This is a genomic window from Nocardia sp. NBC_00565, from assembly GCF_036345915.1.
Classification (GTDB): Bacteria; Actinomycetota; Actinomycetes; order Mycobacteriales; family Mycobacteriaceae; genus Nocardia.
This window is the reverse complement of record NZ_CP107785.1, coordinates 5582924-5609706: the sequence shown is the minus strand read 5'-3', so window position 1 is coordinate 5609706 and position 26783 is coordinate 5582924. Positions and strand designations below refer to the sequence as shown.

26 protein-coding genes and 1 tRNA gene are annotated in these 26783 nt (G+C 64.4%); 12 read left to right on the top strand and 15 right to left on the bottom strand.

Annotated elements, in window-relative coordinates:
• Positions 1-46: 46 nt before the first annotated feature.
• The 7 genes from OG874_RS26170 to OG874_RS26140 all read left to right on the top strand — a co-directional run bounded on the left by OG874_RS26170 (position 47) and on the right by OG874_RS26140 (position 7180).
• Complete coding sequence (locus tag OG874_RS26170; RefSeq protein ID WP_330249788.1) at positions 47-1546, top strand: MFS transporter; 1500 nt, start codon at positions 47-49, stop codon at positions 1544-1546.
• Between the two features lie 446 nt (positions 1547-1992).
• Positions 1993-2418: a fluoride efflux transporter CrcB gene (gene crcB, locus OG874_RS26165; protein WP_330249787.1), complete on the top strand. Its 426-nt coding sequence runs from the start codon at positions 1993-1995 to the stop codon at positions 2416-2418.
• 31 nt (positions 2419-2449) lie between these two features.
• A complete protein-coding gene (locus OG874_RS26160; protein ID WP_330249786.1) occupies positions 2450-2842 on the top strand; it encodes a DUF190 domain-containing protein in 393 nt (130 codons plus the stop codon).
• Positions 2839-3201, top strand: coding sequence for a fluoride efflux transporter FluC (locus tag OG874_RS26155; RefSeq protein ID WP_330249785.1), 363 nt, complete (start codon positions 2839-2841; stop codon positions 3199-3201). Before OG874_RS26160 ends, OG874_RS26155 begins: the two co-directional genes overlap by 4 nt.
• Positions 3202-3248: 47 nt before the next feature.
• Positions 3249-4889 (top strand): phosphoglucomutase (alpha-D-glucose-1,6-bisphosphate-dependent), encoded by a 1641-nt coding sequence (gene pgm, locus OG874_RS26150; protein ID WP_330249784.1) that lies wholly within the window; start codon positions 3249-3251, stop codon positions 4887-4889.
• Positions 4882-6270 carry an MFS transporter gene (locus OG874_RS26145; RefSeq protein ID WP_442943105.1) on the top strand — a complete coding sequence of 463 codons (1389 nt, stop codon included), beginning with the start codon at positions 4882-4884 and terminating at the stop codon, positions 6268-6270. Before pgm ends, OG874_RS26145 begins: the two co-directional genes overlap by 8 nt.
• Before the next feature lie 208 nt (positions 6271-6478).
• Positions 6479-7180 carry a DsbA family protein gene (locus OG874_RS26140; RefSeq protein WP_330249783.1) on the top strand — a complete coding sequence of 234 codons (702 nt, stop codon included), beginning with the start codon at positions 6479-6481 and terminating at the stop codon, positions 7178-7180.
• Positions 7181-7220: 40 nt separating this feature from the next.
• On the opposite strand, the gene OG874_RS26135 is transcribed toward OG874_RS26140, so the two are convergent.
• The 3 genes from OG874_RS26135 to OG874_RS26125 form a co-directional block, all read right to left on the bottom strand.
• Positions 7221-9179, bottom strand: a complete 1959-nt coding sequence (locus OG874_RS26135; protein ID WP_330249782.1) for an MFS transporter — start codon at positions 9177-9179, stop codon at positions 7221-7223.
• A gap of 423 nt (positions 9180-9602) precedes the next feature.
• Positions 9603-9935, bottom strand: a complete 333-nt coding sequence (locus OG874_RS26130; protein ID WP_330249781.1) for a transglycosylase family protein — start codon at positions 9933-9935, stop codon at positions 9603-9605.
• Positions 9936-10545: 610 nt separating this feature from the next.
• Positions 10546-12060 (bottom strand): HNH endonuclease signature motif containing protein, encoded by a 1515-nt coding sequence (locus OG874_RS26125; protein ID WP_330249780.1) that lies wholly within the window; start codon positions 12058-12060, stop codon positions 10546-10548.
• Positions 12061-12182: 122 nt separating this feature from the next.
• Between OG874_RS26125 and OG874_RS26120 the strand changes: the two genes are divergently transcribed.
• Positions 12183-12255 (top strand) — tRNA-Ala (locus OG874_RS26120).
• A gap of 216 nt (positions 12256-12471) precedes the next feature.
• Here the strand turns inward: OG874_RS26120 and OG874_RS26115 are convergent.
• Positions 12472-13005 carry a hypothetical protein gene (locus tag OG874_RS26115; RefSeq protein ID WP_330249779.1) on the bottom strand — a complete coding sequence of 178 codons (534 nt, stop codon included), beginning with the start codon at positions 13003-13005 and terminating at the stop codon, positions 12472-12474.
• Between the two features lie 768 nt (positions 13006-13773).
• Here OG874_RS26115 and OG874_RS26110 point away from each other — a divergent pair.
• Complete coding sequence (locus OG874_RS26110) at positions 13774-15345, top strand: hypothetical protein (RefSeq protein WP_330249778.1); 1572 nt, start codon at positions 13774-13776, stop codon at positions 15343-15345.
• On the opposite strand, the gene OG874_RS26105 is transcribed toward OG874_RS26110, so the two are convergent.
• Positions 15236-15898 carry a hypothetical protein gene (locus tag OG874_RS26105; protein ID WP_330249777.1) on the bottom strand — a complete coding sequence of 221 codons (663 nt, stop codon included), beginning with the start codon at positions 15896-15898 and terminating at the stop codon, positions 15236-15238. The two genes, OG874_RS26110 and OG874_RS26105, sit on opposite strands and share 110 nt — an antisense overlap.
• Positions 15899-16346: 448 nt before the next feature.
• Here OG874_RS26105 and OG874_RS26100 point away from each other — a divergent pair, with 448 nt between their 5' ends.
• Positions 16347-16505 carry a hypothetical protein gene (locus OG874_RS26100; protein ID WP_330249776.1) on the top strand — a complete coding sequence of 53 codons (159 nt, stop codon included), beginning with the start codon at positions 16347-16349 and terminating at the stop codon, positions 16503-16505.
• 715 nt (positions 16506-17220) lie between these two features.
• On the opposite strand, the gene OG874_RS26095 is transcribed toward OG874_RS26100, so the two are convergent.
• The 5 genes from OG874_RS26095 to OG874_RS26075 all read right to left on the bottom strand — a co-directional run bounded on the left by OG874_RS26095 (position 17221) and on the right by OG874_RS26075 (position 19985).
• Positions 17221-17382 carry a hypothetical protein gene (locus tag OG874_RS26095; RefSeq protein WP_330249775.1) on the bottom strand — a complete coding sequence of 54 codons (162 nt, stop codon included), beginning with the start codon at positions 17380-17382 and terminating at the stop codon, positions 17221-17223.
• 124 nt (positions 17383-17506) lie between these two features.
• Positions 17507-18031, bottom strand: a complete 525-nt coding sequence (locus tag OG874_RS26090) for a hypothetical protein (RefSeq protein WP_330249774.1) — start codon at positions 18029-18031, stop codon at positions 17507-17509.
• 1 nt (position 18032) lies between these two features.
• Complete coding sequence (locus OG874_RS26085) at positions 18033-19340, bottom strand: hypothetical protein (RefSeq protein ID WP_330249773.1); 1308 nt, start codon at positions 19338-19340, stop codon at positions 18033-18035.
• Positions 19341-19344: 4 nt separating this feature from the next.
• Positions 19345-19644: a WXG100 family type VII secretion target gene (locus OG874_RS26080; RefSeq protein WP_330249772.1), complete on the bottom strand. Its 300-nt coding sequence runs from the start codon at positions 19642-19644 to the stop codon at positions 19345-19347.
• A complete protein-coding gene (locus tag OG874_RS26075; protein WP_330249771.1) occupies positions 19641-19985 on the bottom strand; it encodes a type VII secretion target in 345 nt (114 codons plus the stop codon). The genes OG874_RS26080 and OG874_RS26075 overlap by 4 nt, the downstream gene beginning before the upstream one ends.
• A gap of 144 nt (positions 19986-20129) precedes the next feature.
• Between OG874_RS26075 and OG874_RS26070 the strand changes: the two genes are divergently transcribed.
• A complete protein-coding gene (locus tag OG874_RS26070) occupies positions 20130-21413 on the top strand; it encodes a serine/threonine-protein kinase (RefSeq protein WP_330249770.1) in 1284 nt (427 codons plus the stop codon).
• Between the two features lie 471 nt (positions 21414-21884).
• On the opposite strand, the gene OG874_RS26065 is transcribed toward OG874_RS26070, so the two are convergent.
• From OG874_RS26065 to OG874_RS26045, 5 genes are all read right to left on the bottom strand, one after another.
• Positions 21885-23927 (bottom strand): recombinase family protein, encoded by a 2043-nt coding sequence (locus tag OG874_RS26065; protein ID WP_330249769.1) that lies wholly within the window; start codon positions 23925-23927, stop codon positions 21885-21887.
• 170 nt (positions 23928-24097) lie between these two features.
• A complete protein-coding gene (locus tag OG874_RS26060; protein WP_330249768.1) occupies positions 24098-24316 on the bottom strand; it encodes a hypothetical protein in 219 nt (72 codons plus the stop codon).
• A gap of 319 nt (positions 24317-24635) precedes the next feature.
• Positions 24636-24983: a hypothetical protein gene (locus OG874_RS26055; RefSeq protein ID WP_330249767.1), complete on the bottom strand. Its 348-nt coding sequence runs from the start codon at positions 24981-24983 to the stop codon at positions 24636-24638.
• Positions 24980-25237: a helix-turn-helix domain-containing protein gene (locus tag OG874_RS26050; protein ID WP_330249766.1), complete on the bottom strand. Its 258-nt coding sequence runs from the start codon at positions 25235-25237 to the stop codon at positions 24980-24982. Before OG874_RS26050 ends, OG874_RS26055 begins: the two co-directional genes overlap by 4 nt.
• Before the next feature lie 3 nt (positions 25238-25240).
• Entirely contained in the window at positions 25241-25417 is a 177-nt protein-coding gene (locus OG874_RS26045) for a hypothetical protein (RefSeq protein ID WP_330249765.1), read from the bottom strand.
• Between the two features lie 184 nt (positions 25418-25601).
• Here OG874_RS26045 and OG874_RS26040 point away from each other — a divergent pair, with 184 nt between their 5' ends.
• Entirely contained in the window at positions 25602-26759 is a 1158-nt protein-coding gene (locus OG874_RS26040) for a helix-turn-helix domain-containing protein (protein ID WP_330249764.1), read from the top strand.
• Positions 26760-26783 lie beyond the last annotated feature (24 nt).

Below are 26783 nucleotides of genomic sequence, written 5' to 3'. Positions count from 1 at the left end.
AGCGGAGATGGTTCCTCCGCATCAAGACTCGAGACAAAGGGGACAAATGACTACCACGTTGGACCGTGGGGCACCCGCCCCCGAGAAAGCTGACTCGAGCCGTCGCGGCTCACATGCCTTGCGCTGGTGGGTGCTCGCCGTCCTCGGCGTAGCCCAGCTCATGGTCGTGCTCGACGCGACCGTCGTGAATATCGCGCTGCCCGCAGCGCAACTCGACCTCGGTTTCAGCGACGGCGACCGGCAGTGGGTCGTCACCGGTTACGCCCTGGCCTTCGGCAGCCTGCTGCTGCTCGGTGGCCGACTCAGTGACCTGTTCGGCCGGCGCAACACCTTCATTATCGGCCTGGTCGGTTTCGCCGTTGCCTCCGCCATCGGTGGTGCGGCCACCAGCTTCGAAATGTTGGTCGCGGCCCGAGTCGGACAGGGTGTGTTCGGCGCACTGCTGGCGCCCGCCGCGCTGTCGCTACTGACCGTCACCTTCACCGAACCGTCCGAGCGGGCCAAGGCCTTCGGCATCTTCGGTGCGGTCGCGGGTGCCGGTGGCGCCATCGGCCTGCTGCTCGGCGGCATGCTCACCGAATGGGCGTCGTGGCGCTGGGTGATGTTCGTGAACCTCGGCTTCGCCGCGGTCGCGCTGGTCGGCGCGGTGCTGTTGCTGGCCAAGCATGTTGTCACCGAGCGGCCCAAGCTGGATATTCCGGGCACCCTGGTGGTGACGGCCGCGCTGTTCGGCATCGTCTATGGCTTCTCGCACGCCGAGTCGACCAGCTGGACCAACCCGGTCACCCTCGGCTTCCTGATCGGTGGCGCGGTGCTGCTCGCGGTGTTCGTATTCATCGAGACCCGGGTCGCGAATCCGCTGCTGCCGCTGCGCATCGTGCTGGACCGCACTCGCGGTGGTTCGTTCCTGACGGTGTTCGTCATGGGCATCGGGATGTTCGCGATCTTCCTGTTCCTCACCTACTACATGCAGCTGAGCATGGGCTACTCGCCGATCAAGACCGGTCTGGCGTTCCTGCCGATGGTGGCGGGCATGGTCGTGTCCTCGACCACGGTGCCCTCGCTGCTGCTGCCGAAGGTCGGTCCGAAGATCGTGGTCAGCGGTGGCTTCCTGGTTGCCGCGCTCGGCATGGCCTGGCTGACCCAGATCGGCCTGGACAGCGGCTATGTGACGCATATCCTGCCCGCGCTGATCCTGATGGGTCTCGGCCTCGGTGGTGCGATGTCGACCGCCTTCCAGGGCGCGACGGCCGGTGTGCACCACGAGGACGCGGGTGTCGCCTCGGCAATGATCAACACCAGCCAGCAGGTCGGCGGTTCGATCGGCACAGCGCTGCTGAGCACCATCGCCGCCTCGGCCGCGACCGACTACCTGTCATCGCATACGCCGGGTCCGCTGGCCGTGGCACAGGCCCAGATCGAGAGCTACACGACCAGCTTCTGGTGGGCCACCGCGATTTTCGTGGCCGGTGCGGTGATCACCGCGTTCCTGATGCCGAATACGGTTCCGGCCCCGTCCGAGGGCGAGCCGGTGATCGTGCACTGACTGTGTTTTGGCCGAGGGGCCGCGGCGTGTTCGCGGCCCCTCGGTCTCGCTGACCCTTTCGAGCGACCTGCAAGCAGTCGCTAGCGGTCGAGCCGTCGAGACATACGACTTCGTCGTATGCGCTTCGACGGCTCGGCTGTGTTCGATGACCGCGCTTTCGGCAGTAGCTCTGCCGAACAGTTGCTGACGCCCGGTTCGGCGGGGTTCCGCCCGGTGCCGAGGCGCGTTGGGTACTGCCCGTCGTGCCGCCATATCGCTCCCGACCCGAGTCCGTAGGGGTGAGGTGGGAACTCCCGGCCAAACCTTCCAGGCATTCGTACGTGGGATGGGCCGCCATGTCAGTGAACGGCGCTGTTCGTAGTGCGCGCTGTCCCGGATATCTCTGCGGCCGGGTGTGACCGTTAGCATTGCGCTGGCGGCATTTCGGCTCGGCAGGAGGTCAGTGCATGGGTCAGCGAGCCACCCCTGCCGTCGAGCCGTTGGTGCTCGTGGTGATCTCTCTCGGCGGTGGTCTCGGTTCGCTGCTGCGCTACGCCATCGGCTGGTGGTGGCCGTCGCAACCGCATCAGGTCCCCTGGTCGACGTTCGTGATCAACGTCGTGGGATGCTTTGCGATCGGAATTCTGATGGTTCTGATCACCGAAGTATGGGTAGCCCACAGACTGCTGCGCCCGTTTCTCGGCATCGGCCTGCTCGGCGGCTTCACCACTTTTTCCACCTACAGCCTCGAGGTTCGTAGACTGCTCCAATCGGGTGCCGTGGTCGAGGCGCTCGGCTATCTCGGGGGGACGGTGGTAGTGGCTTTGGGGGCGGTCGTGCTCGGAATGAGCGTGACGCGGTGGGCTACCGGAACGGCACGACCGACGAGTTGAACAGTGGAGCACGACGGAAGGGGGTTAGGCGGTGAGCGATCGCGGCGAGCGAATCATGTCGGCGGCGGCCGGTGGACCCGCGGCGGGCCAGTGGCAACCGGCCGCGCGGCTGACGGTGCTGCTCGACGAGGACGACAAGTGGCGGCACGGGCCCCTATACCACGAGATCGTGCAGCGTGCCCGCGACACCGGACTGGCCGGTGCCAGCGTGTGGCGCGGCGTGGAGGGCTACGGCGCGTCCTCGCGCATCCACACCAGCCGCATCCTCGATCTCGCCGAACACCTACCCGTGCTGGTGATGATCGTCGACGAAGCCGAGCGGCTGCGCGCCTTCGTCGAGCAGAATGCCGAGGTGCTCGCCGCGGTGCACGTCGCGTTGTCCGAGGTCGAGATCTGGCATCCGACCGCGGGGGTGGGCCGATGATCGCCCTACTCGTCGTGGTCGGCGGCATGCTCGGCGCGCCCGCGCGGTACCTCATCGACCGTGCGGTTGCCGCGCGATTCGGATCTCTGCTGCCGTTGGGCACCATGACCGTTAATATTGTCGGTTCGGCGTTGCTCGGTGGACTGATCGGCGCTGGCGCGAACAACTGGTTGTTCGCCGTCGCGGGAACGGGCTTGTGTGGTGCGCTTACCACATTCAGCACCTTCGGCTACGAGACGATCAGGCTCGTCGCCGAGGGCGCCTACGCCTATGCGGCGGGCAATGTCGTGCTCAGCGTCGTGACCAGCCTGACCGCGGTGTTCGTCGCCGCGGCCACGACCCAGTGGTTGTGGACATGATTTTGATGACGAGCCGGGCGCAGCCGACCCGGAAGGGAGACCCGAGCATGGCCCATGATCGAGCCGGGCGATCCGCGCGTCCCACCGACCTGGAGGACATCGCGCATCTGGTGACGGCCTACTACAGCCGCATACCGGATCCGGCGGATCCAGCGCAGCAGGTGGCCTTCGGCACCTCGGGACATCGGGGTTCGAGTCTGGACAGCGCGTTCAACGAGGCGCATATTCTGGCCATCACCCAGTCGATCGTGGAATACCGTGCCACGCGCGGGATTACCGGCCCGATCTATCTGGCGCGCGATACCCACGCGCTCTCGGAGCCCGCGTGGACCACCGCGCTGGAGGTGCTCGCCGCCAATGACGTGACCGCGGTGATCGACGCCCGTGATCGCTACACTCCGACGCCCGCGCTGAGTCATGCGGTGCTGCGCCACAATCGGGGCGGCACCCGGCATCAGGCCGATGGCATCGTCGTCACGCCCTCGCACAATCCGCCGCGCGACGGCGGCTTCAAATACAATCCGCCGCACGGTGGTCCGGCCGATACCAAGGCGACCGACGCCATCGCCAACCGCGCCAACGAACTGTTGCGCGGCGGGCTTGCCGGTGTGCGGCGGACCACGCTGCGGCACGCGCTGGAGACCGGCGTCGAGCGCTACGACTACCTCGACCACTACATCGCCGATCTGCCGAATGTGTTGAACCTGGACGCTATTCGCGGCGCCGGGATCCGGCTCGGCGCCGATCCGATGGGCGGGGCCAGCGTCGACTACTGGGAGGAGATCGGGCAGCGCTACGACCTCGAGCTCGAGGTGGTCAACCCGTTCGTCGATCCGACCTGGCGGTTCATGACCCTGGATTCGGACGGCAAGATCCGGATGGATCCGTCCTCGCGGTATGCGATGGCTTCGCTCATCGCGATCAAGGACGATTACGACATTTCCACCGGCAATGACGCCGACGCGGACCGGCACGGCATCGTCACCCCCGATGGCGGGCTGATGAATCCGAACCACTTCCTCGCGGTCGCCATCGAGTATCTCGTCGCGAATCGGATGGGCTGGGATGCGCTGACCAAGATCGGTAAGACGGCGGTGAGTTCGTCGATGATCGACCGGGTGGTCGGCGTGCTCGGGCGCGATGTGTACGAGGTGCCGGTCGGGTTCAAGTTCTTCGTGCCCGGATTGTTCAGTGGCAGTCTGGCTTTCGGTGGTGAGGAGAGCGCGGGCGCGTCCTTCCTGCGGATGGACGGCACCGTGTGGACCACCGATAAGGACGGGATTCTGCTCGCGCTGCTGGCCACCGAGATCGCCGCGGTCACCGGGCAGAGTCCGTCGGCGCGCTACGTCGAACTCGAGAAGCGCTACGGCTCCCCGGCCTATGCGCGCATCGACGCCGCCGCGACTCCGGAACAGAAAGTGCTGCTCGGGAGGTTGACACCGGACATGATCAGCACGAAGGAGATCGCCGGTGAGCCGGTCACGGCGGTGCTCACCCGGGCGCGCGGCAATGGTGCGCCGTTGGGCGGTTTGAAGGTCACCACCGAGAATGCGTGGTTCGCGGCGCGGCCCTCGGGGACCGAGGACAAATACAAGATCTACGCGGAGTCGTTCCAAGGGCCCGAGCATCTGACACAGGTGCAGGCCGCCGCCGAGGAGATGGTGGGGCAGGCGCTGTCCGGTGAGTGATAGATCGACCGTGGTTGTTTCTTGGGGGGCAGGCTCGGGCGGGGGACGGTCGAATGCGCTGCCGGTCGAGATCTGGGTTCTGGTCGGGGCTTCGTTCGTCATCGCCGTCGGGTTCGGTCTGGTGGCGCCGGTACTGCCGCAGTTCGCCCGCGGTTTCGGGGTCGGTGTTGCCGCCGCGTCGGCGATCGTCAGTGCTTTCGCCTTGATGCGGCTGCTGTTCGCGCCGGTGAGCGGTCGATTGGTCCAGCGGCTGGGGGAGCGGTCGGTATATCTCGGTGGATTGCTGATCGTCGCGGTGTCGACGGGCGCGAGTGCGTTCGCGCAGAGTTATTGGCAGCTGCTGGTTTTGCGGTCGGCCGGCGGTGTCGGGTCGACCATGTTCACCGTGTCGTCGTTGGCGCTGGTGATCCGGATGTCACCGCCCGGGCAGCGCGGTCGGGTGTCCGGGCTCTGGTCGACGAGCTTTCTGATCGGATCGGTCAGCGGGCCGCTGGTCGGCGGTGTGCTCGCCGGACTGGGGTTGCGGGCGCCGTTCCTGATCTACGCGGCGGCGTTGCTGCTGGCGAGTGCGGTTGTCTATGTGAGCCTGCGGAATTCGCGGCTGGCCGCGCCGGAGCCGGTCGGTGGGCTGCGGCTGATGTCGTTCCGGGAGGGGCTGGACCGGCCGGAGTATCGGGCGGTGCTGCTGTCGAACTTCGCCAACGGCGCGGCGGTATTCGGTGTGCGGATGGCTTTGGTGCCGCTGCTGGTCGTCGAGGTGCTGCATCAGAAACCCGGTATGGCCGGTGTGACGCTGACGGTGTTCGCGGCGGGCAATGTGGCGGTGCTGTTCGCTTCGGGCAGGTACTCGGACCGGTTCGGGCGCAAGCCGTTCCTGATCGCCGGATCCCTGATCTGCGCGGTCGGCACCGCCGGACTCGGTATCGCGTCGAATCTGCCGTGGTTGCTGGCGACCTCGTTCGTCGCCGGTCTCGGCTCGGGCATGTTCACCCCCGCGCAGCAGGCATCCGTTGCCGATGTGATCGGGCCGAAGGCGCGCGGTGGGCCGGTACTCGCGGGCTTCCAGATGGCCGCCGATCTCGGCACCGTCATCGGACCGGTCGCGGTAGGCGCTGTGGCCCAACACTTCTCCTACGGGGTGGCGCTCGCGCTGACGGGCGCACTGCTCGCTGTCGCCGCCGTCGTCTGGGCGGTCGTCCCAGAACCACTGCGCAAGCGGGCCGCGACCGTGGCTGCGGAACCGATCGACACGGTCGCGGACTGTCCACCAGACCACATCTGCGGCCCTGATGGAGCCGAGCATCTATTGGTCGACAAGGTCACCGACGATGCTCCATACGACGCCGACGCGACGGGCGACCAGTACGCGTCTCGCCCCTGAGCCCCACGTCTGCGCCCAGGCCTGGCAGTTGGACGTTCGATCACCATGCGCTGGTGCAGGCAAATGTCGACGTGTACCTGCATCAGCGCATGGTGGTCATGGTCAGGACCGCGCAGCGCGAGGGAGGGGGTTGGGGAGGGGACCCGGGGTGCGTTGGGGCAGAGTGTGCGGGGTGAGCGAATCGCGTTCGAACTACACTCCGCGACCGATGTCCAGCAAGACCACGTATGCGCTGGGGGGCGTGGCGCTCGCGCTGGTCGTGTTGATCGTGATCCTCGCGTTTCGGTGGGGGCGCGACGATACTTCGATCCGCAATGACGGGTACGGGTCGGTGCGGAATTCGGACGTGCACGCGGTGCTGGACCAGAACAACGGGACGATTCTGGTCGGCCACCCCGATGCGCCGAAGACCATCGACGTCTATGAGGACCCGCTGTGCCCGTCCTGCGGCGCGCTGGAGCGGATCTATGGTCAGGAGATCGCGCAGAAGATGGACGAGGGCAAACTCGCCGTGCGCTATCACCTGGTGACATTCCTGGATACCAAGTCGAAGAGCAAGGACTACTCGACCCGTGCGGTCGCCGCGAACGAGTGTGTCGCGGCGACCGGTTCGGGTCCGGTCTACTCGAAGTTCCACACCCTGCTCTTCACGTCCAAGCAGCCGAAGGAAGGTGGCGCGGACCTCAGCAACGAGGATCTGGCCAATGTCGCCAAGGAGGCCGGCGCGTCGCTGGAGGCGGTGCAGTGCATCAGCGGCGGCGCGAAATTGGACGGGGCGAAGATCCACGCCCAGATGGCACGCGCTGCGCTGACCGACGCGAACGGCGAGGTCGCCACGCCTGCCGTCTTCGACGGTAAGACCAAGATTGATGTGAACAACCAGGACTGGGTCGTCGACCTCACCAAGTGATCGGATCGGGTCGGGCGGCACCCCGCCCGACCCGACATTCCTAATCGACCGGCTCGGGCTCCGGCTTCTCGTTCACGATCGCGGCGAGTTCGCGCTCGACGAGTTCGTCATGCGCATTGGCGTCCGCGGCTGCCTTCTTCGGGCTCCAGTGCCCGGCCATCAGGAAGATGAACGGCAGGAAGACGATCTGCGCGGCCAGGCAGATCCACCACCAGCGCTCCCACTGCTTCGGCGAATCGGCCTGCGCCTGCTGCACTTCCTTGGCGTGTGCGGCCAGATAGGCCTGATCGTCGGCCGGAATGGTGCCGACCGACTGCAACTGGGTAGTGGCCTGCGCCAGCTTGGGTCCGACGGTTGCCGCCACCGCGAGGTCGGCGGCCGGAATCTGTTGGACGGCCTGCAAGCGAGCGATCGCCTGATCCACCGGTATCCCGAACTTCTTGGCGACCTGTCCGACCGCCGCCAGGCCCGCGTTCGCATCGGCGGGGTTGGCGGTCAGCGCGGCCAGGGTGGCCGAATCGATGGCCTGCAGCGTCGCCAGCTCCTGCGGGTAGCGAGTGTTGAGGCCGACGGTGGCCTGGATATCGGCGGGGGAGGCGCCGGTCAGTTTTGTCAGCGCGGTGACTTGTGCGACCTGATCATTGGGGTTCTTCTGCAGTGCCGCAAGGGTTTCCGTGCCGACCGTCTGGATGGTCGTCAGTTGCTGGGCGTACTTGTGCGCGATCTCCGATAGCCGCGGTCCGTAGTTGACCAGCGGACCGGCCGCGTTCACCACGATCAGCAATCCGAACAATACGATGGTGACGATGCCGCGCAGCGTGCCACCCCAGACCGCGAGACCCACCGCGGTCGCGGCCGGATTACGCGCCTCGACTGTCTCGGTGAAACTCGCCATCCAGGTCGAGTAGGCGATACCGGTGCCGACCGCGATCACCACGAAAATGGCTGCGAACGTGTAGTAGTCGGTATCCGGTTGATCGGTGTAGCCGATGAACAGATACATGCCGACAATGCTGATGAGCGCACCGACGACCATGAACGGCTTGCGCACCTTGAGTTTGTCCGACACGATCCCGGCCAGTACCAGGGCGACCGCGTTCGCGGTCCAGTACCAGTTGCCCAGTGCGTTGGCCTTGGCCGGACTGAAGCCGAAGTTCGTCGCCATATAGACCGGTAGGAACGACACGATGGTGTAGAAGAAGGCGAGGAACAGGCTGATCGCCAACGCCGAGCCGATGATATTGGGGCGCAACATCTGTCGCCACACACCCTGCTCGAGCTCCTTGACGTCCAGGCCGCGGGCGCGCGCCTCGATCAGCGCCCGGTCGCGCAGCGTCACCATGATCTGATCGCGCAGCTGCGGACTCAGCTCGCGCAGCCCGATCACCGCGATCACCGCGATGACGAGGCTGATCACACCGCACAGCCGGTAGTGGTACTGCCAGTCCGGATGCGCGTCGAGCGTACGCGTGGAGATCTGCGTGGTGACCAGCGCGCCGATGACCGGCCCGAGCGTCCAGAAGCCCATCGCCGATGCCCGGTCCAGTTGCGGGGAGAAGTCGCGGATCAATGCCGGTGTCGCCACCAGCACCGCGCCCTCGACGATGCTCACCAGGATGTACACGAACAGGTACTGCTCCCTGGTGGTCGTCGCGGGCACCGCGAACAGGGTCAGCAGCGAGCAGATCACCACGCCGTAGGCGACGATATTCGCCCGTCCCCAGCGATCGAGCACACCCGCCAGCACCGAGGCGACCGCACCGAAGGCGGCGCCGATGATGAAGATCCACACGAAGTACGTGAAGGACAGGTCGAAGTAGGCGATGAGTTCATTGCCCACCGCGCCGGTGACGAACAATTGGTAATAGAGCGCGATCGAGGCGATGACCACGACGGCCAAGTACCAGGAGCGGGCGGGAGTATCGGGATAGTGCGGTAGCTTGCGCTGCCACAGCCCGGTGAGCAGGGTCGGCGGGGCTGCGGTCTGAGTCGAGCTCATGGTCGAGATGCCTTTCTAGCCACGGCATTTCGTAACTGGCCTGAACCGTCTGCGGTACAGGACGAGTTGCCGGGTGGAAACAGGCTAGTGAGATTGATCACTGTCCGCAGGTGTTTCGGAACCAGGAGAACGATTGATTGCGCAATTGAAATGGACGGTACCGGTGAGTGAGACTGATGGTTGACGTCACGAGTGGATGGTCGCGCGCTGGAACCGTGAATCCCGCCGTCGCGGAGTATGTTTCGATCCTAGTGCGCGGCGAGCAGTTGGCGGGCATCCGTGGGAAAAATTGCGCCCGTTTATCGGGGTGGTTGCTGGGAACAATTCCGGCGATGTCGATTCGGAGGTATTCGGTCGGGAGATGATCGCCGACGACAACGGGGTCCGTGCCGATGGCACGGACCCCGTTCGGTGGATCTCGGCTTACAGGTAAGCGCCGCACACGGGCCAGGCGCCCGGGCCCTGGGTGGCGAGCACGTTCTCCGCGACGCGGATCTGCTCGTCACGGCTGGCGTTGCTCGGGTCGCCCGAGCCGCCGTTGGCGGCCCAGGTGCTCTGCGTGAACTGCAGGCCGCCGGAGAAGCCGTTGCCGGTCGAGGCGCCCCAGTTGCCGCTGCTCTCGCACTGTGCGACGGCGTCCCAGTTGTGGCCGGAGGCCGACGCGGTGGCGGTGGAGAGGCCGAACGGAACAGCGGCGATGGCGCCGGCGACGGCGGCGATACCGAGGGCACGGGTGAACTTGCGGTTCTGAGTCATGTGGAATTCCTGGCTGCGCCCGCTCGGCTCCGACGGGGTTCCGTCGTGTCCCTGCCCCCAGTGATGTCGGGGATCCTCAGAACCGCGGGGCAGGGTTACCGGCGTTCGGCGGTTCGAGTTCGAGCCCGTCTCGTTGATCAGGGCTGCCGACGACGGTAGCGAAGAATTCGCGACAGATCACGTTGAGATAACGCATGAATTGTCTCGAGCTTCGTACTGAAATATAGACATTCACCCAGTTCGAATGCGTAAAAATGTATATCTACTACGCTCTGTGATAGTTACGTTATGTGTTCGGGATCACAACGAAATGGTGATCCGGATCGCGTTTAACCCTCGAATCCTGGGACGAATGTCCGGTTCCGGTGCAGCTCGGATCCCGGTTCGGCCGGTTACGGATGGTGAAGTTGTTATCGAGTGGGTCGATTGTGCACTGCCCTCTTCCGTGCAACCGGAGGCAGAATCGCGACTCGGCGCGGGGTTGGCTGCGTTTTCATCCGCAGGAACTCACCTTCCGGTCGGATCTGGCGCAGCTCGCCGCCCACGACGATGCGGCCGTCGAGAACGGCGATGTGCCTCGTGCTTACTGCGGCTGATCGTCGCCGGACGGTTAGCGGCCGGGCGTCTGCGTAGCTCGGGGTTCGTCATCGGGGATCTCGTCCTCCGGTCGGATACGGCGGAGCTGACCGTGTACGACGATATAGCCATCGAGGGGATAGGCGATGTCTGCGGCGATGCGGCGATCGGTGATCGGGAATTCCGCGGTGGGCGCGTCGGTGGGTTCGGCTCGGTGCTGGCCGGTGTAGGGGGCGACGGGTGCGTCGGTGTCGGTGCGCGGGAACAGGTAGCGGGCGCCTTCGCGGACCGTGGTGTGGATGTCGCCGGTCGGCGCGGTCCACTGGAGGCGATCGAGGTCGGCCCGCCAAGTGCGCCAGGGGAGGCTTTCGTCGTCCGCCAAAGTCTTCAGGCGATGGTGGCGCGAGCAGAGCACGGCCAGATCGGTGCGGATGGTGCGCCCGCCGCGGTCGGGCCGCTGCTGGTCGAAGGGGCGATTGTGGTCCAGTTCGGATTCCGCGGCGGGCATCACGCAGCCAGGGAAGCGGCACATCCCGTCTACCGCCCGTACCTCACGGGCCAGTCGCGGCGGCGGCCGCCATTGCGCTGCCTCCTCCTCCGCGGCGGCCGGCTCGTCCTCGGCGGCGGAGTCTTCCGGAATCACTTGGAATCGTGCGTGTTCGGCGAGCAGCCGGGCGAGTGCCGCATCGATCGGTCCGTAGCCGGCCAGAAAGGCGGGTGCGTCCTGTATGCCGAGCAGGGTATCGGCGGGAATCCCGATTTGGATCAACGGTCTGCGCGGCCGCGCGATCGGCACCCCGAACTTCGGACAGCGCTCACCACGCTCGCAATGGCATCGCAGCCGACCCGACCCATCCGCCAGCGCCACCAACGCGTCGGCCCGCCGCTGCGGCATGCTGCGCGGATCCGACGCGCACACCTGCATGCTCATCTCCCGCAAGCGCATCGCCACGGTCTGCGCCCCGGGCGCGGGTAGCAACCCGTCGAACACCGCCATACTGTCCTGTACCGCGCGCAGCCGCACGTCCCGCTCATCCTGTCGCAACTCGCGCCGCCGCTGCACCCCACCGGGATCCAGCCGGGCCGCCCACCGCCGCGCCGCCTGTCGCAACCGCACCGCATTGTTCCGCCCCGCCGCCTCGAGCAGTCGCGGCTCCAGCACGTCCAACACCTCCCTGGCCACCGCCCGGGTGTTATCCACGATCACCCGAACCTTCGCCAGATCTATCCGCCCCGCCGCGAACGCCGCCCGCGTCCGCGGCAACGAATCCTCCAGCGCCAGACCGATATCGATCAGTGCCCCCGCCGTCCCTTCATCGATCTGCAACGCCACCGCCGCCTCACTGGCCGCGAACTCCCCGGCCCGCACCCCGTCGGGCCCCGGCTCCGCACTCTCGGCCCGATGCCGCCGATACAGCTCCCGCACCGCGAACACCTCGGCGGCCTGCGCCACCGCAGCCCGTCCGTGCGCCGCCCGTAGGGCTTCGATCAGCCCCTCGTCACTCATGGTCCCGAAGTCCACTGATGAGAGATCATCGCGATCGAACATATGTTCGAGTCTACGTTCGAACGACCCCCTCCGCTACCCCCCGAATCGAGGCGATTTGGTTGCCGACACGCCAGTGGTGTAACTTCGTTCAGGCAGTCAGGCAAACCTGACAGCAACCACTCGGGGCTATGGCGCAGCTGGTAGCGCACCACACTGGCAGTGTGGGGGTCAGGGGTTCGAGTCCCCTTAGCTCCACTTTTTGGTTCGATAGTGGCATTGATCTGGGACTTTGTATCGAGTCCCTCATGGATGTAGGGCCCGCTCTTCTGCGGGTTTTCCCTGTTCAGTGGCTCTTTTTCATGTTCTATTCCTGCAGGGTGTCTTGCTTTCGCCTGGTGTTGATCGGGTCAGGAGTCGTTGGTGTTCGGCTGGCTGACTGAGTGTGTGGGTCTGCTTGCGATTCTGTGGACATCAGGACCGGGCTCGTCGGTGGGTGTCGCGGGTACGGACGCCGCGTTCGCGCAGCCGTTTTAGCACAGTGACCGGATCAACGGCGAGGTCTCGGGCGACTCGGACGAGGGACCAGCCTCGGTTGTAAAGGTCGATTGCTTCGTCAACTTGTCCGGGGGATAGGCCACGCCGCCGCATCGGAATGTTGTGCCGATGGAGGATCGCGCCGACGGTTCGGCGATCGATACCGAACCTGTCTCCCAGCTCATATGTCGTCGCGCCCGCAATATAGCCCTGGATCAGGACCCGAACTTGGTCCTGATCCAGTCGACGTGCCCGCCGTGGCGGAAGCCGGTCGGCGGACATCGGCGGTAGCGGTGAACTCTTGTCGTTGATCGCCGCTGGATCGTCATAGGCACCGGGGCGGTCGGCCGTCTGCTGTCGTGCGAGTTCGATGAGTACCGTCGCGATCGTCTCGGCATCGGGCGGGTCACGACGGACGCCATGCATGTGAAGCTCGCCCCATCGAGTAGCGGCGTTGTTCGAAGTTGTCATACGGCCATCCTCGTCACGCACCACAAGGACGGCAACGATGTCCGCTCTTTGGCTGTCGCCCAATCGTGCAGCAGCCCCTTTCGCTCTCGGCACTACAGGCGGTCTGCAACGCTGTGCACGGCAGCGGGCTGGATCCTCAACTTCTGGGCTTGCCTGTTAACCGACTGCTCTCAGCTCCACTAGCTGAACAGAATGTCCTACAGACCGGTGGAACGATCGTCCTTGGCGGCGAAGGCATCTCTGACGTCATGTAGGCCAGGCTCGGTGTGACTAGGAGCGCCGATCAACTCGACAACACCTCACATGTCCTGCGCGGGGTACGTTCGCCGCTTCGCTACACGCCGACGTCACCGCACTCGTCGACACCAAGATCAGCCCCACGCTGGGGACTGCCCCGGATCTGAGTCAACCGAAGCCAGGGCAGTCCCGCGGACCCGCTTGCCTGCCTCGGTCGCTTTCACAGCGATCTGGATTCCGTCACGCAGACTTCGCTTGACCAATTCACGTTCATCATTCAGTTTGCCGATTATCCAGCTCGTCCATGTAACCGAAGGGGTCAAACCGTCCGGGAACAGCCACCGGCTCGGGGCGGCATCGCCGTACCCGACGTCCGGCTGTGTGGTGCGTGCATCCATCGCCCACAGATCAGTTTGATCCGACCGGTGCGAGCGCCCGGCTAGGTGGGTGTCGACCGAGGCAATCCCTCGTCCCGTCAGGCCATGTCAAAACGGTCCGTTTATGGCTGACTCCATGGAAGGTTGTAACTCCATGGCGACCCGTACCGATCCGATCAATCGCAATCAACTGGAAGTTCTTCGGTGGGTGGACACGGGGTGTCCGGATGGCGTAATCACAGGCAGCGCTTACAAGTTGACGGCGAATGCGCTCGAATGGCGTGGCTTGGTTGTGGTGTCGAAGAAGAAGGGGATCTGGCGGGCCGAAATCACCGAGGCTGGCCGGCACTACCTGCAGTACGGCCGCTACCCCGACGGTCACGGGACTAGAAGACCCTTACGGCAGCAAACAACCCGTTCGGCCGCCCGCAGCGCGAAGGGCAGTCCGCCAGCCGCTTTCGAGACGACCACGGCGAAATCGCCGACACCGGATGACAAACCATCCGTAACGGCACGCCGCGCGCCGCCGGATGCGACGGCGCGCATATCGCTGGAGCGACGGACGGCCGCGCGGGACCTGATCGAAGAGTTGGTAGCGAATGAGCAGTTGGTGGTCCACCAGCCTGACGAATCGGAGGTCGCGCGGTGGCGGAGGACCGTGGACTTCGCCAAGCGGCACAAGATGGTTCCGGACGGGCATCGTCTCGAGAAGCAACGCATGTATGGCGGCGATCTGCGGATCATGCTGGTGAAGGGGGTGCACTTCAATACCGCGGCGGCAGCCGGCCCGGCCCCTGCCGCCGAAGTGCCGGACAGCATCGAGGAGTGGCATACCTTGCTGGTCGACCTGAAGGACCCGAACGGTGCGTTTGAGGTATCGGCGCCGTTGGTTCCGCGTGTGTTGCGGTTCCTCCACGTGTTCCTAACCGAATGCACCAATCGCGGATGCGTCGTGCAGTGGGCAGAGGGTGCTAAGAACGGGATCCGGATCGAGGTGGAGGGTCTCGAGTATCGTCTGACGGTTGCCGAAGAGATCGAGAAACGTGACGTCCTGCCGTCTCCAGGCGAGTTGTCGGGGCGGAAAACGTATGCCTGGCAACGGGTTCAGGCCGAATCCCGGATGGTGCCCAATGGGCGGCTGGTGGTTTCACTGTTCAGTTCGCGCTGGAGCAACCACAAGTGGGCAGATCGTAAGCGCTGGACCATCGAAGACAAGATTCCGGCGATGCTGGCGAAGATCGATGATCGGGTCGCAGCGGAACGTGAGCGCCGAGCCGCTGCCGAACGAGATAGGAAGGAGCAAGAACGCCAACGGGAAGCTGCCATGGAACGCGCAACCAGCCGCTTTCGAGAAGATCGGAGGATCGCGGCGCTGGACGCCCAACTCGGCGATTGGGAGAAGGCCGCGATGATTCGCGAGTTCTGCGACGCATGCGAGAACAGCTCGACGGCCGGCCAGGATGCCACGGGGACAGACGCGTGGTTGAAGTGGTGTCGTGACTATGCAGACCGCATCGACCCGATGGTGCAAGGCGCGGTGGCTCCTGCCGAGAAGGAACCGAATCTCGACGACCTGCAACCCTATCTACCTCGGCACATGCAGAAATACACGGGGACTAGCCAGGGGTCTCCTGCTGCCGGGCTTGCCGGAGGGTCTCTAGCGGGATACCCAGTTCCTTCTCAATGGCATCCGCGTCGGCGCTTTTGGCACGGCGGAGGGCGGTGATCGCACGCTCTATGAGCGTGCCGAGGCGGAGCACCTCGGCGCGCAGCGCGATGAGTTCGTCATGTCGGTCACGGGCCTCGGCGCCGCACCACTGCCGGACGAGGTCACGGACGGGAACCCATCTCTGGCGTGTTTCGGCGCAGATTTCGGGAGATATCCAGTACTTTCCGCTTTGGTACCCGTAGCGACTTTCCCGTTGATCTCGTTGTTCGTCAGCATCGAGCTCGGCTAGCAGTATGTCGGCGTGCTTCTCCGCGATTCGACGCATGATCGTCTCGGACAGCCGCCATGGCAGGACCCAACGTCCTTCCTCGTCGATGAAGGCCAAGTCGTCATCGATCACGGCGTTGCGGTCCAGTTCGAGATCGGTGACGAGGACGTCGAGGTTCGAGATGCTCAGGACGCCGGAGGCGTGGTAGTCGAGTTCCTTGACCAGAGAGACACCGCGCAGGTTGTCGAACACCATGTGCCACGCGTCCTCCTCCCTCTCGGAAAGCTCCGACGCGGAATACACCGCCGACCATTGGCTTTGCCGACGCTGCCACGCATCCACACCAGCCCGCGGGACCTTGAGCCGGGCTGGTGGAACCCATTCCTGTCGGCCTTCAAACGCGTCATCGACGAATTTGATCTGTACTCGCGCAGGTTTGGTGGTGCCGAGGCGAACTACTTCGACGCATGTAACCGGGTCCGTCTGCTTTTGCCGGTAGGCCCACCGCTCGCCGACGGCCAGGTCACTCAGATCGCGAGGCATGGGGCACTCCCAAAAGACGACGGATTCGACACTGCCACTGTAGGTTTCGGTAGGCGTCCTATCCAGTACCAGCCGCGAGCGAGTGCTACAGCAAGCGCATCAAGGTTGTTTCGAGGAAACTGCGGGCCGAGGCTAGCCCAGTGCTGTTACTCGGATGGAGGGCACGGTCATGCGCCCGCTACCGAGCTCTTCCGTGAGTGTCTCGGGTCGGTGTTCCGTGTTGGCGGAGTGCGGTCAGGATGGTGGTGTGGGCTACGCCGAGATGCTGTCCGACGCGGGTGAGGGACCATCCGAGCTGGTAGAGGTGGACGGCGGTCTCGACTTGGTCGGGAGACAGGCCGCGGCGGCGCATGGGCACATGGTGCCGGTGGAGGATGGTGCCGACCGTGCGCCGTTCAATATTTGAATGTCGTCGGAAACATATGAATCATTCGTGCTGTAACCAATTTTCGGGGCAGCGTCATTGCGGATGAAAATTTGGCGATTCGCGACGAGTCTACTGGTCTGGAAGGTGCCCGAAACCCTTGTGGTCGCCGGGCGGGGTGTGCGGTGGGGCGGCCGGTGGCGCCCCGCCGGGGCGTTCTGAACGTCCCAGGAGCAAGGCCGCAAAACTCCTGGTAGACCTCCGGATTCGCCTGGACTGTTTCGCTCAGGGTTCCCTCGATGAGGGGATTAACAAGTACACGGGGGCCGCGCGGCGGGGCAGCCAGGCCTCGACGTGGCCGCGGGTGCGAGTCCCGACCACTTCCCGGTTGCCTTTCTCTCCATCCTCTTCTCCCTATTGTTTCTAATTCTCTTATTGATCTTTCTGCGTGGCTGCCCCTGGCGTGGTCGTGGACGCAATTTTGATTCTTGCTTGCTAACTCCGGCGCGAGCCTGCCGGTCGTTTTCGGAAATTGATCGGAAAAGGTTCGCGTATTGAGTGGAATTCCGGCGCGGTGCGGATCTGACGTCGATGGGAACGCCGGGGAAATCGCCCCACCGAATCCGAATAGCCACCGCGTCGAACGTATGCCACTATCCAGACCGCACGGGCCACCGAAAACCATTCTTTCTGAGAAGAGATGACCACACCCACCGCTGCACCGGCACCTGATACGAGTGCCCGTTTGAGTAATGGCTTACAGGTCACTGCGCCGCATGGTTGCCCGCGTCCTGTCGATAACCCCGAAACCGAATACGGCCCCCGCCACATCGCGGTCGAGCTGGTCGCCACTGGTCGCGGCCGGGCACGCCGAGCGAACCAACGCCGTCCGCGCCAACGCCTCCACGGCCACCACCATCCGCGCAAGCTGGCTGGGCTGCCCAATGTGGAGGGTGCAGGCCCGCGTGCCCGCCGAAATGCGTCCCAGATCTATTTGTGTGGCCCTCCCGGCACCCGCAAGACCAGCCTGATCGAGGCCCTGATCAGCCGTTGATGTCGTCCGAGCCGCTGTCGATTTCGAGCTCGGGGGGGCGTGACGGCCACGGAGGTGCCTCGATCCGCTGGCCCGTCCACGGGTCGAGCGTGACCACGGGAAATTCTGCCGGGCTGGCCAGTCCGGAGCGGCTCCACATCAGGGTGTCACCGAAGAATATGGTGGCCGACACCTCGGGGTGCCGGTCGGAGACAAAGAGCTTCCATCCGTTGCCGAATCCGATCCGCATGCCGCCCGACTTGAAAAATACCGGCGAGAGAATCGGGGCAGATACGTTCCGCTCGACTTCGGTTCTGGGCCAGTGGCTGATCGTGTGGCGTTCAGGCGCGTGTTCGGCGACAGAGCGTGGCGCCATCTCGGATTCGTACCCGACAGCTATCCGGAATGGTGTGTCCGTCTCAAATTCGACCAGGTCGGGCCGCCAGGTCGTCCGTATGATGCGGCTGCCCCGCATTGGTCGGAGGACCCACCGGTCCTCGTACTCTCGGATTTCCGAGTCGAGATTCTTGTCCATGTCAGTCGCCCAACTCGTCGAGAATGTTTCCGAGGCTGTCCTCGGACACCTCGCCGCCGGGAAGCTTTACATAGACCTCGCCTGTATCGAGGTCGACGACGACATCGGGGTTCTTGTTGGCGCCATCCCCGCGCCATGCTCCTTGCGCCTTGATTTTGTGGATTGCCTCTCTCACTTCCTGGGCGGGAACACCGTAGTGGCTCGCGATCTTATTGACTTTGGTGGTCAGCGAAGCAGTGGTGAACGCGCCACTGCTGTCTGTGTTGATGTCCTCTGAGTCATCGGCGTTGAGAAGCACCTTCGCGGTGATGATCACAGCAAGGCTCAGAACTTTTTCGGTGATGTTGACGTCTTTGAATGCGGTGATGGCGGCGGCAGTGCCGCCCGCCGCTGCTGCCGCGACGCCAATGATTTTGATTAGTTTGCTTGCGTCGTAAGTGGTCTTGAGGACCCTAGCCGTGTTGCCGGCGATGGCAACGACACCGACTCCGGCGGCGACGTCGCTGAGGGCGGCGGTGATCCAGGTCGCTGCGATTCCGATCGCAACAGTCGCGCCCGCCGCGATCAAAGCGTTGGTGACCGCGTCTTTGAACTTGTCCCGGACCTCGGACGTGCCGTCGCTGTAGGCCTTGACGGGTGCGGCTATGTTGAGGGACGCGGAGGCGAGTTGGGTGGCGCCGCCATTGAGTGTGGTGAGGTTTCCGAGGAGGGGTTCGAGGCCCTTCTTGTCCTGGATGTCGCTGAATAGGTTGCTGATCTCGGTGATCCGGCCGGCGGCGCCTTTGATGGTGGCGTGTCCGGCGAAGGTTTCCCAGACCGAGGTGGCTTTGGCGAGGTTGTCTTTGTGGCCGTTGGGTAGCTTGCTGCCGAACTCGTCCTGGATCTTTCCGACCAGCGCGTCGTAGAAGCCGGGCACGCTGTTATTGCCCTCGGTGATGCCGTCGCCGTTCCTGCCCACCGAGGTCGGAAACGACAACTTGTGTTCGGTCATCGCCGTCACGTTGGGCCGGTCGGGCATCGGGTTGGATTTGTTGGCCAGCGCCCAGTTGTATCCGGCGGCCGAGAGCATGTACCCGAAGTTCGTCAGTGCGTCGGCGAGGTTCGTGCAGGTCTGCAAGGTTTCCAGTGTTGCGCGGTCGTACTCTTTGCCCCATTGCTCGCAGCCCGCCGTGTCACCGGCCATGCCCGCGCATTCACCTTTGAGGGCGTCGTGGACCGGTTTGTCCGCGGTGCGCAGGTCGGCTGCGAGGGCGTGGCATTTCGTGGCGGCGTCGTAGTAGGTCTGCCAGTTGATGACCAGTACACCCATGCTCTTACCCCTGGTTGAACATTTTGTAATTGGTGTCGACCGCAGTCGTGTAGCGGGCATGCGCGGCTTTGGCGGCGTCGCTCATGTCCTTCACGCCTTCGACGAATTCTCTTGCACCGGTGGCCCATTGGGTGTGGGCTTCGGTGTAGGCCTGGGCGGCGACACCTTCCCAGCCAGTGCCGGTCAAAGTGGCTACCCGGTCATCGATCTCATCGAGGTGTTCCTCGATGTACCCGGCAAGCCCTGACAGCTTCGCCACGATGTCGTCCAGATGGTCCAGGTCGACGGTGAATTCTGAGCTCATGGCAGATCCAAACTCGAACTCGCGGTGCCCAATACGGCCGCACGGGACTCGTCGCTGGCCTGGTAGGTAGCGGCGGTGACGCCCAATTTTTCCGCCATCCCGGTCAGGGCGGTCATGATCTGAGTGCCTCCGTCGCGGACCTCGGTCCACCCCTCGGAGAACTCCGCGGCCGCATCTCCGGTCCAACTCCCGTCGGTCAGAGAGGTAACCTCTTTCGCCGCAGTGTCCAATGCCGTGCGCAGCGCCTCTGCCAGCTCGTAGACGTATTTGCCGACCTCGCGCACCGTCTCGGGTACTACAGCGAGGTTTTGGCCAGAAGCCGGTGTCCCCCCATCGCTCATGACCCGAATGCTAGTGGAGGGTTCCGGCTCAAGTCGAGATCTCTCCGCGAGAGTCGTACCACCCGGCTTGTGGGTGGATTCGCCATGTGAGTTGGGGTTGCGATAGCTGCTCGTGGGGATGTGGTGCTGGCTATCCTTGGCCGCATGCTCGAACGGGGGACGGTTTTCGCTGGATACCGGATCGAGCGTGTGCTCGGTTCCGGTGGCATGGGTGCGGTCTACATGGCTCGCCATCCACGGCTGCCGCGCTGGGACGCGTTGAAGATCCTGCACCACACCGCCTTGGGCGACGGCGAGTTCGCCACCCGGTTCGAACGCGAAGCCGAGCATGTCGCACACCTCGATCACCGCAACATCGTCGCGGTCCATGATTGCGGCATCGAACAGAACCAACCGTGGCTGTCCATGCAGTACATCGACGGTCGAGACCTGGCGAAGATCCTTGCGCAAGGACCTGTTTCGGTGACCAGAGCGGTGTACATCCTCGGTGAGGTCGCGCGCGGCCTCGACCACGCACACCGCGCCGGCATCTGGCACCGCGACGTCAAACCCGCCAACATCCTTGTCGCGGCGGTTCGCGATGAAGAAGACCGAGTGCTGGTCACCGACTTCGGTATCGCTCGCGCCTTGGACGATTCGGTGTCGCTCACCGCGACGGGAGCGGTTGTGGCGACACTGGCTTACGCTGCGCCCGAGCAGATACAGCGTGGTGATGTCGATCATCGGGTAGACGTTTACGCGTTGGGTGCCACTCTGTTCAAGATGCTCACCGGTACACAGCCGTATCGTCGATCGTCCGCGTTGGCGGTGATGCATGCGCACTTGTCCGAGCCTCCGCCGAAACCGTCGGCGATCGACCCCGCCCTGGAAGCGTTCGATGAGGTGATCGCCAGGGCCATGGCCAAGAATCCGGACGATCGCTTCCAGACCTGTAGGGCGTTGGCCGAAGCGGCAACCTCGGCACTCGGGGACACAGCCACACCGCCGCCCTTGCCGGTGACGGGTCCGCCCGCTGTCGGTCCGGTCAACGAGCCGAACGCAGAGACCATCCTCGCCGCGCGGGCACGCCGGGAATCACCCGTGCCCGAACGTGTTCCAGGCCATGCTGTACATGCCCGCTCCGGCCGGCCGGGCCTGGCGTTATTGAGCGCAATGCCGGCCATCGGGGTTGCAGTGCTGATTGCGGTCATCGCGTTCCTCGGCTACCGCGACGCCACCGGCAACGACAGTTCCGCTTCCACCCCAACGCGGATCTCGGTCTTGCCACCGCCACTGAGGTCCGACGGCCACGGCGACTATACGATGGACATGGCAGTCTCCGGGGCAGGGGATTTGTGGCTGCTCTACAAGAGCACGGGCATCGTCTTGTCCGGTGGGAGCCGGACGTGCATGACGAGGGAGCAGTCGATCGACATCTCGACGCACTAGCCCAGATGATGCGGTTGGAAGCTGGCGCTGAACGGTTCCAACAAGCACAAGCGGCCGCGATCGTCCTACGTGATGCGATGAGAAGGTACCGAGGGCCGGAGGCTCCAGATCTCGACGAAATCGATGGGTTCCTCGCTAGACTCCGTCGGCTCACTGATTAATCGAAGATGACCTTGCGTGGCTTTAGGCAGCGCTACACAAGGCATTCACCGAACCCCCGGATCGGTACGTGATCACCGAAATAGGATGGTCGCAATCGAGATTCGCCGCGGAGAGCAAGGGTCTTCGTTGCTCGCGTCGCCAGCAGTCCACACCAGTCCTCCATGGTGCCAACAACTCTCAGCTTGGTACGGGATTGCGAAGATACCCGCGTGCTGAAGGCCGCCCGGGCGCAAATGCGGGGAACACTCCGGCATCCTGCACGCGCCAAGGTGTTCTCCCTGTCCAGTGGCTATTCGCCTGCGTGATGGTTCATCGGGATCGGCCGTGGGTGTCGCGTCGGGGGATGCCGCGGCGTTGGAGCGCGGACCGGATCGTGGTGTGGGCCACCCCGAGGTGGTCACCGATTCGGTGGAGTGATTCGCCATTTTGGTATCTGGTGGCGGCGTGGTCGATCTCGCCATCGGTGAGCCGCCGTTGCTGTCGGATCGCTACGCCGCCGGAGCGGATGACGTGAAGGATGCTGGCTTTAGCGAGTTGCCACTGGGCGGAGAGGCGTTTGGCAGATGACCCGGCTTCATAGGCCGCGATGATCTCTGCTCGTTCGGTGTCGGTGAGTCGTCGCTCAAGTTGGTGCGCCCGCTTCGGTGCGGGCCGGACTGGCGATGTTGGAGCGGGGACAGTGAGGTCCGGCAGCTTGGCCAGCAACTTCTCCAGTGCGTCTACCTGCATGTTCGTGTTGTAGTAAGTTCCCCCAACGTCCACCAATCGTGGCATTGCACGAACCGACTCCATTGGGGCTGATACCGCGGAAGCGGTATCAGCCCCAATGTCGTTTCCGGGTTGGGGGATGCGGAACGTGGGGAGCAAGCGGTCGGGGCCGGTAATGGCGACCCGGGCGACCAGGACCTCTATCAGTGCCTTGGTCTGTGTGTGGGTGCCGGTGGCGATGATTTCCGCAATGGTGTCGGCGATGCCATCCAGCGCAGCTGGTTCCGGGGTTGTGGGTTCGCTGGCCAGCGTGGCGGTGAGTTCGTCGCGGCGGGTGGCGAGCTGGGTTGTCTGGGCGCGCAATTCGCTGAGTCGTCCGGCGAGGAGTTCGGGGTCGAGGGTGCCGTTTTCGAAGGCGTTCAGATAGCGGTCGATCGCCTGCTGGGCCTTGGCGAGTTCGGCGGAGACGGTGGCCAGTTCGGCGCGGAGGTCGATGCTGGCGTCGCGGTGATATCGCTGTTGAGCGTGGATGGCTTGGCTGATCAGGTCGTGGCGGGTGCGGTAGAACTTGCCCAAGGCTTCCAGGACGGCAGCGTCCACGGAGTCGGCATCGAGGCGGGTGAAGTCGCACTTGTCGCTGTCGTAGCGGGCGCGGTTGAAGCAGGTGTAGTAGCGGTAGGTGCGGGAGCGGCCGGTGGCACGGGTGCCGATCATGGCGCGCCCGCAACGCGGGCAACGCAGGCGACCGGTAAGCAGATAGTCCGAGGAGTTCGCGGCGCGGTGGGCATGGGACTCCCCGCGTGCCTCCAGGACTGATTGGGCGTGTTCGAAGATGTCGTTGTCGACGAGGGCGGGGTGGGTGTCGGTGACGGTGGTGTCGCGGAAGGTCAACTCGCCGAGATAGATCCGGCTGTTGAGAATGCGCAGCACGTGATGCCCCGACCATTCGCGGCCGGTGCTGGCGCGATGACCACGCGTGTTCAACTCCGCGGCGACAGCACGGGCGCCGAGGCGGCGGCAGGTGTAGAGGTCGAAGATCATTCGTACGACCACGGCTTCGGCTTCGTCCACGACGAGAGTTTGGGTAGTCTTGTCGACTCGGTAGCCGTAGGGGCGTTTGCCGCCTTTCCAAAGTCCTTTGGCGGCTTTGCGTTCCATGCCTGCGATGACGCGGTCGATGATGGTGTCGCGTTCGAATTGAGCGAACATGCCTAACATCTGCACCAGCATGCGACCCATGGGCGTTGACGTGTCGAATGGTTCTATGGCGGAGCGGAACACGACCTTTGCCCGGTCCAGCTCATCGAGCAAGGTGACCAGGTCGCGCAGATTGCGGGAGAAGCGGTCAACCCGGTAGACCACGAGCACATTGATGACCCCGGCGCGCGCAGCCTGCAGGGCACGCTGCAGACCTGGCCGCTCGGTGCTGGCACCGGAGGCGTCGTCGGTGAAGGACGTGGTGCGCCGCCAGCCGGGTTGGGAATCGATATAGGAATCGAGGCGGGCGTCTTGGGCTTCGATGGAGTAGGGCTGGTTGTCTTCGGTGGTGGAGCGGCGGGTGTAAGTCCCTACCCGCACGTCCTGTTCCCAGGCGGCCGTGTCAGTGGAGATACGCGAAGTTGAGGATTTCTTGCTGCCTGCCATGCTGCCGGTCCTTCCCCTCGATACACGCTTCTCGCAAACGTGTATGTCCGAAACAACCTGTGGCGAATCGGAATTCGCGTTCTGGATTTGGTCCGGTATATCGCCGGTTCTATTGTCGCTCGATCGGTTTTCGAATGTATTGGTGTGGCATGAATTTCGGCCGTGGCGTTTCATGCCGCGTTCCGTTCACCGTTGTCGGTCTGGTGGCGGTGGGTCCATGTGGCGATGAGGTCGGCGAGGAGGGTGACGGCGGTGTCATGTTGGGTGGCGGTAAGGATTTCAGTGTCGATTCGGTCGATGTGCCAGCGTTGATGGGCACGGTCGCAGGCATGCGGCTTGGCGGGTTCGGGGCCGGTCGGGGCTTGGGTTTCGGGTTCGGGACGTTCCATCGGGGCTCCTGTCGAGTGTTCGGCGTTTGGAGTGGCGTCACCCATGTACTGGCAGGGGCACTCGCGCTTTTTCCGGTACGGGACTGGAATAGATGCAATTCCGTGCTCGACGGTTAAGGTTCGGAGTCGATCACGTGGGCCGCCGGATTTCGGCGTGTGGGTTGGGTTCGCCTGTTAACTGCCAAGAAGAGGCCCGATTTCGACATTTCAGTGCGAAACGGTTCAATAACGATCGGTGTCTCGCCACAGGCGAGCGCCCCAGTGGCGATTGTCTTGCCACTGGGGCGCTCTGGACGTGGTCGCGGCGGTGGGTGTGCCGTTATCGCCAGTTGACCAGGCAGATCTGGTCCTGTCCGTCCTTACGGGAGTTGGCGTACCTGGTGCCGGTGTCCACACAGATCACGTCGACGATCTTGACCAGTGCCGGGATGTCGCCGGGCTCGAAATGGTCTGCGCTCGGGACGATTACAGCGTTGGCGCGCTCGCTGTAGGCGAGGTTCATCAGGCGGTTGATCACCGCACCGCCCGGCCGATCCCGATCGCCGTAGTACATGAGAATCACGGACCACCCGCACTCGGCAGCAAGGGCGTGGATTCGCGCCTCGTCTTGGCCACTCGCCTCGCCGGACACGTCCGGTCGCAGGAATCCGATCACGTAGTTGCTCATGGCTGTATCCCTGCGTAGTCGCGGTACACGGGCCGGGTGATCGCGAGACGGCCGCGGTCCGTGCAGCGCCACCGTGCTGGGCTGTGCAAAGGGCTCATCGCCAGGCCGGTGCGCGACAGTCGCAGCAGCGCCCGGTGGACCGAGGTCTCGGGCAGCCCGGTAACTCGGCAGAGCTGCCGCACGGTCAGCCCGTGCGGAGGGTCGAGGTTCGACAGTGCGCCAAGGACTTTCGCCTCGGGTTCGGTGAACGCCATCGCTCACCACCCCCTGGTGATCGGTACATAGGGGCGTGGCGGCTCGGCCGCCAGGCGCGCCTGAATGTCGGCGACGGTCAGCCGCTTCGGCCGCTGGGTGCGTTCGGCGTCCGGCAGTGCATGGGCGGCGAGGAAAAACAGCACTAGCGCGATGATGGTGGCGACAACGATGATTTCCATGTCGGGTGTTCTCCATGTCCCTGGAACGGTGTTGGAGTGCACCCGACGCCGGGGACTGGTGATCGAACCGACGCCGGGGCAATGTGGAACGTATGCCCGGCGGACGCCGTGAACGGGTACGAACGTACCCCCAATGCCGTTACGCTGGCGATTGTCGTGACAACACGACCAGGAGGTGGTCCCCGTGAGCGGTTCCGAAGCTCCCTCGCAGATCGGACAGCGGGTTCGGCTGTACCGAGAACGCGCCGGAATGGCACGGCCCGTGCTGGCCGCCCAGATCGGCCGGTCCGCCGAATGGCTGAAAGCCTTGGAGAACGGCCGAATTCAGCGCACGCCGAGCCTTGAGCTGTTGCTGCGCATTGCTCGTGTCCTGGAGTTGGACGACCTCGCCACGCTCACCGGAGATGATCACGCGGTACCGGTGACGGTATTCGCGGGTGAGCGTCACGCGGCCCTGTCCGAGGTGCAGGCTGCGCTGACCGACTACCGCATCACCCCTAGAGTTCGGGCGGTCAGTGTCGATCATCTCGCTGAGCGGCTACGCAAGGCGTGGCGGATCCGCCACTCCAGCCCCGATCACCGATCACAACTGGGCGTACTGCTGCAAGGTCTGATCCGCGACGCCCAGACCGCCGCACGTACCGCCGAAGATCGACGCGCTGCACGCCGGACTCTGGCAGGCGTCTACCAGCTCGCCGATTTCTACGTCGCCTATCAGCCCGCACCGGAGTTGGTGTGGATGGTCGCCGACCGCGCGGTGAACGAAGGTTACGAGGCCGACGACCCCTATGTCATCGCGTGCAGTGCTTGGGCGATGGTGCAAGCCTTGCGCGATTCCGGCCGATGGGAGGAAGCAATCACGCTGGCACGCAACGCGATCGACCAGCTCACCCCCTATCTCGACCGCACTGAAACCCCTGACGATTGGCACGGCATCGCCGGAGCGTTGGAATTCGAGATCGCCTACGTCCACGGCCGGCGTGGCCGCTCCGGTGACGCCTGGCGCGGCCTCGAACAGGCCGACCGCATCGCCCAACAACTCGGCCCAACCTATCGGCACGTGCAGACCAGCTTCTCCCAGCCTGTGATGGCAGCGCACGCAACGACTCTCGGTGTGGAACTCCGCCAGCCCGGCGAGGCACTGCGCGCGGCCCGCTCCATCGACGCCGATCACATCGTGTCCGTACCGCGCCGCGGCCGCCACCTGATCGAGGTCGCCCGGGCCTATATCAACGCGACGAAGATACAGCGGCACTTACGATGCTCTCAAAATCGGAGCGGACCGCGCCTGAAACTATCCGCTATAACGGCTTTGCCCGCGATATGCTCCGGAACCTGCTGAAAAAGCCGCCGATGGGTATGCGCA

Bases quoted from the DNA above. Each gene is read 5' to 3' on its own strand.
- OG874_RS26170 (WP_330249788.1), top strand. From the start codon at position 47: ATGACTACCACGTTGGACCGTGGGGCACCCGCCCCCGAGAAAGCTGAC.
- crcB (WP_330249787.1), top strand. From the start codon at position 1,993: ATGGGTCAGCGAGCCACCCCTGCCGTCGAGCCGTTGGTGCTCGTGGTG.
- OG874_RS26155 (WP_330249785.1), top strand. From the start codon at position 2,839: ATGATCGCCCTACTCGTCGTGGTCGGCGGCATGCTCGGCGCGCCCGCG.
- pgm (WP_330249784.1), top strand. From the start codon at position 3,249: ATGGCCCATGATCGAGCCGGGCGATCCGCGCGTCCCACCGACCTGGAG.
- OG874_RS26140 (WP_330249783.1), top strand. From the start codon at position 6,479: ATGTCCAGCAAGACCACGTATGCGCTGGGGGGCGTGGCGCTCGCGCTG.
- OG874_RS26135 (WP_330249782.1), bottom strand. From the start codon at position 9,179: ATGAGCTCGACTCAGACCGCAGCCCCGCCGACCCTGCTCACCGGGCTG.
- OG874_RS26130 (WP_330249781.1), bottom strand. From the start codon at position 9,935: ATGACTCAGAACCGCAAGTTCACCCGTGCCCTCGGTATCGCCGCCGTC.
- OG874_RS26125 (WP_330249780.1), bottom strand. From the start codon at position 12,060: ATGTTCGATCGCGATGATCTCTCATCAGTGGACTTCGGGACCATGAGT.
- OG874_RS26115 (WP_330249779.1), bottom strand. From the start codon at position 13,005: ATGACAACTTCGAACAACGCCGCTACTCGATGGGGCGAGCTTCACATG.
- OG874_RS26110 (WP_330249778.1), top strand. From the start codon at position 13,774: ATGGCGACCCGTACCGATCCGATCAATCGCAATCAACTGGAAGTTCTT.
- OG874_RS26095 (WP_330249775.1), bottom strand. From the start codon at position 17,382: ATGGTGGTGGCCGTGGAGGCGTTGGCGCGGACGGCGTTGGTTCGCTCG.
- OG874_RS26090 (WP_330249774.1), bottom strand. From the start codon at position 18,031: ATGGACAAGAATCTCGACTCGGAAATCCGAGAGTACGAGGACCGGTGG.
- OG874_RS26085 (WP_330249773.1), bottom strand. From the start codon at position 19,340: ATGGGTGTACTGGTCATCAACTGGCAGACCTACTACGACGCCGCCACG.
- OG874_RS26080 (WP_330249772.1), bottom strand. From the start codon at position 19,644: ATGAGCTCAGAATTCACCGTCGACCTGGACCATCTGGACGACATCGTG.
- OG874_RS26075 (WP_330249771.1), bottom strand. From the start codon at position 19,985: ATGAGCGATGGGGGGACACCGGCTTCTGGCCAAAACCTCGCTGTAGTA.
- OG874_RS26070 (WP_330249770.1), top strand. From the start codon at position 20,130: ATGCTCGAACGGGGGACGGTTTTCGCTGGATACCGGATCGAGCGTGTG.
- OG874_RS26065 (WP_330249769.1), bottom strand. From the start codon at position 23,927: ATGGCAGGCAGCAAGAAATCCTCAACTTCGCGTATCTCCACTGACACG.
- OG874_RS26060 (WP_330249768.1), bottom strand. From the start codon at position 24,316: ATGGAACGTCCCGAACCCGAAACCCAAGCCCCGACCGGCCCCGAACCC.
- OG874_RS26055 (WP_330249767.1), bottom strand. From the start codon at position 24,983: ATGAGCAACTACGTGATCGGATTCCTGCGACCGGACGTGTCCGGCGAG.
- OG874_RS26050 (WP_330249766.1), bottom strand. From the start codon at position 25,237: ATGGCGTTCACCGAACCCGAGGCGAAAGTCCTTGGCGCACTGTCGAAC.
- OG874_RS26045 (WP_330249765.1), bottom strand. From the start codon at position 25,417: ATGGAAATCATCGTTGTCGCCACCATCATCGCGCTAGTGCTGTTTTTC.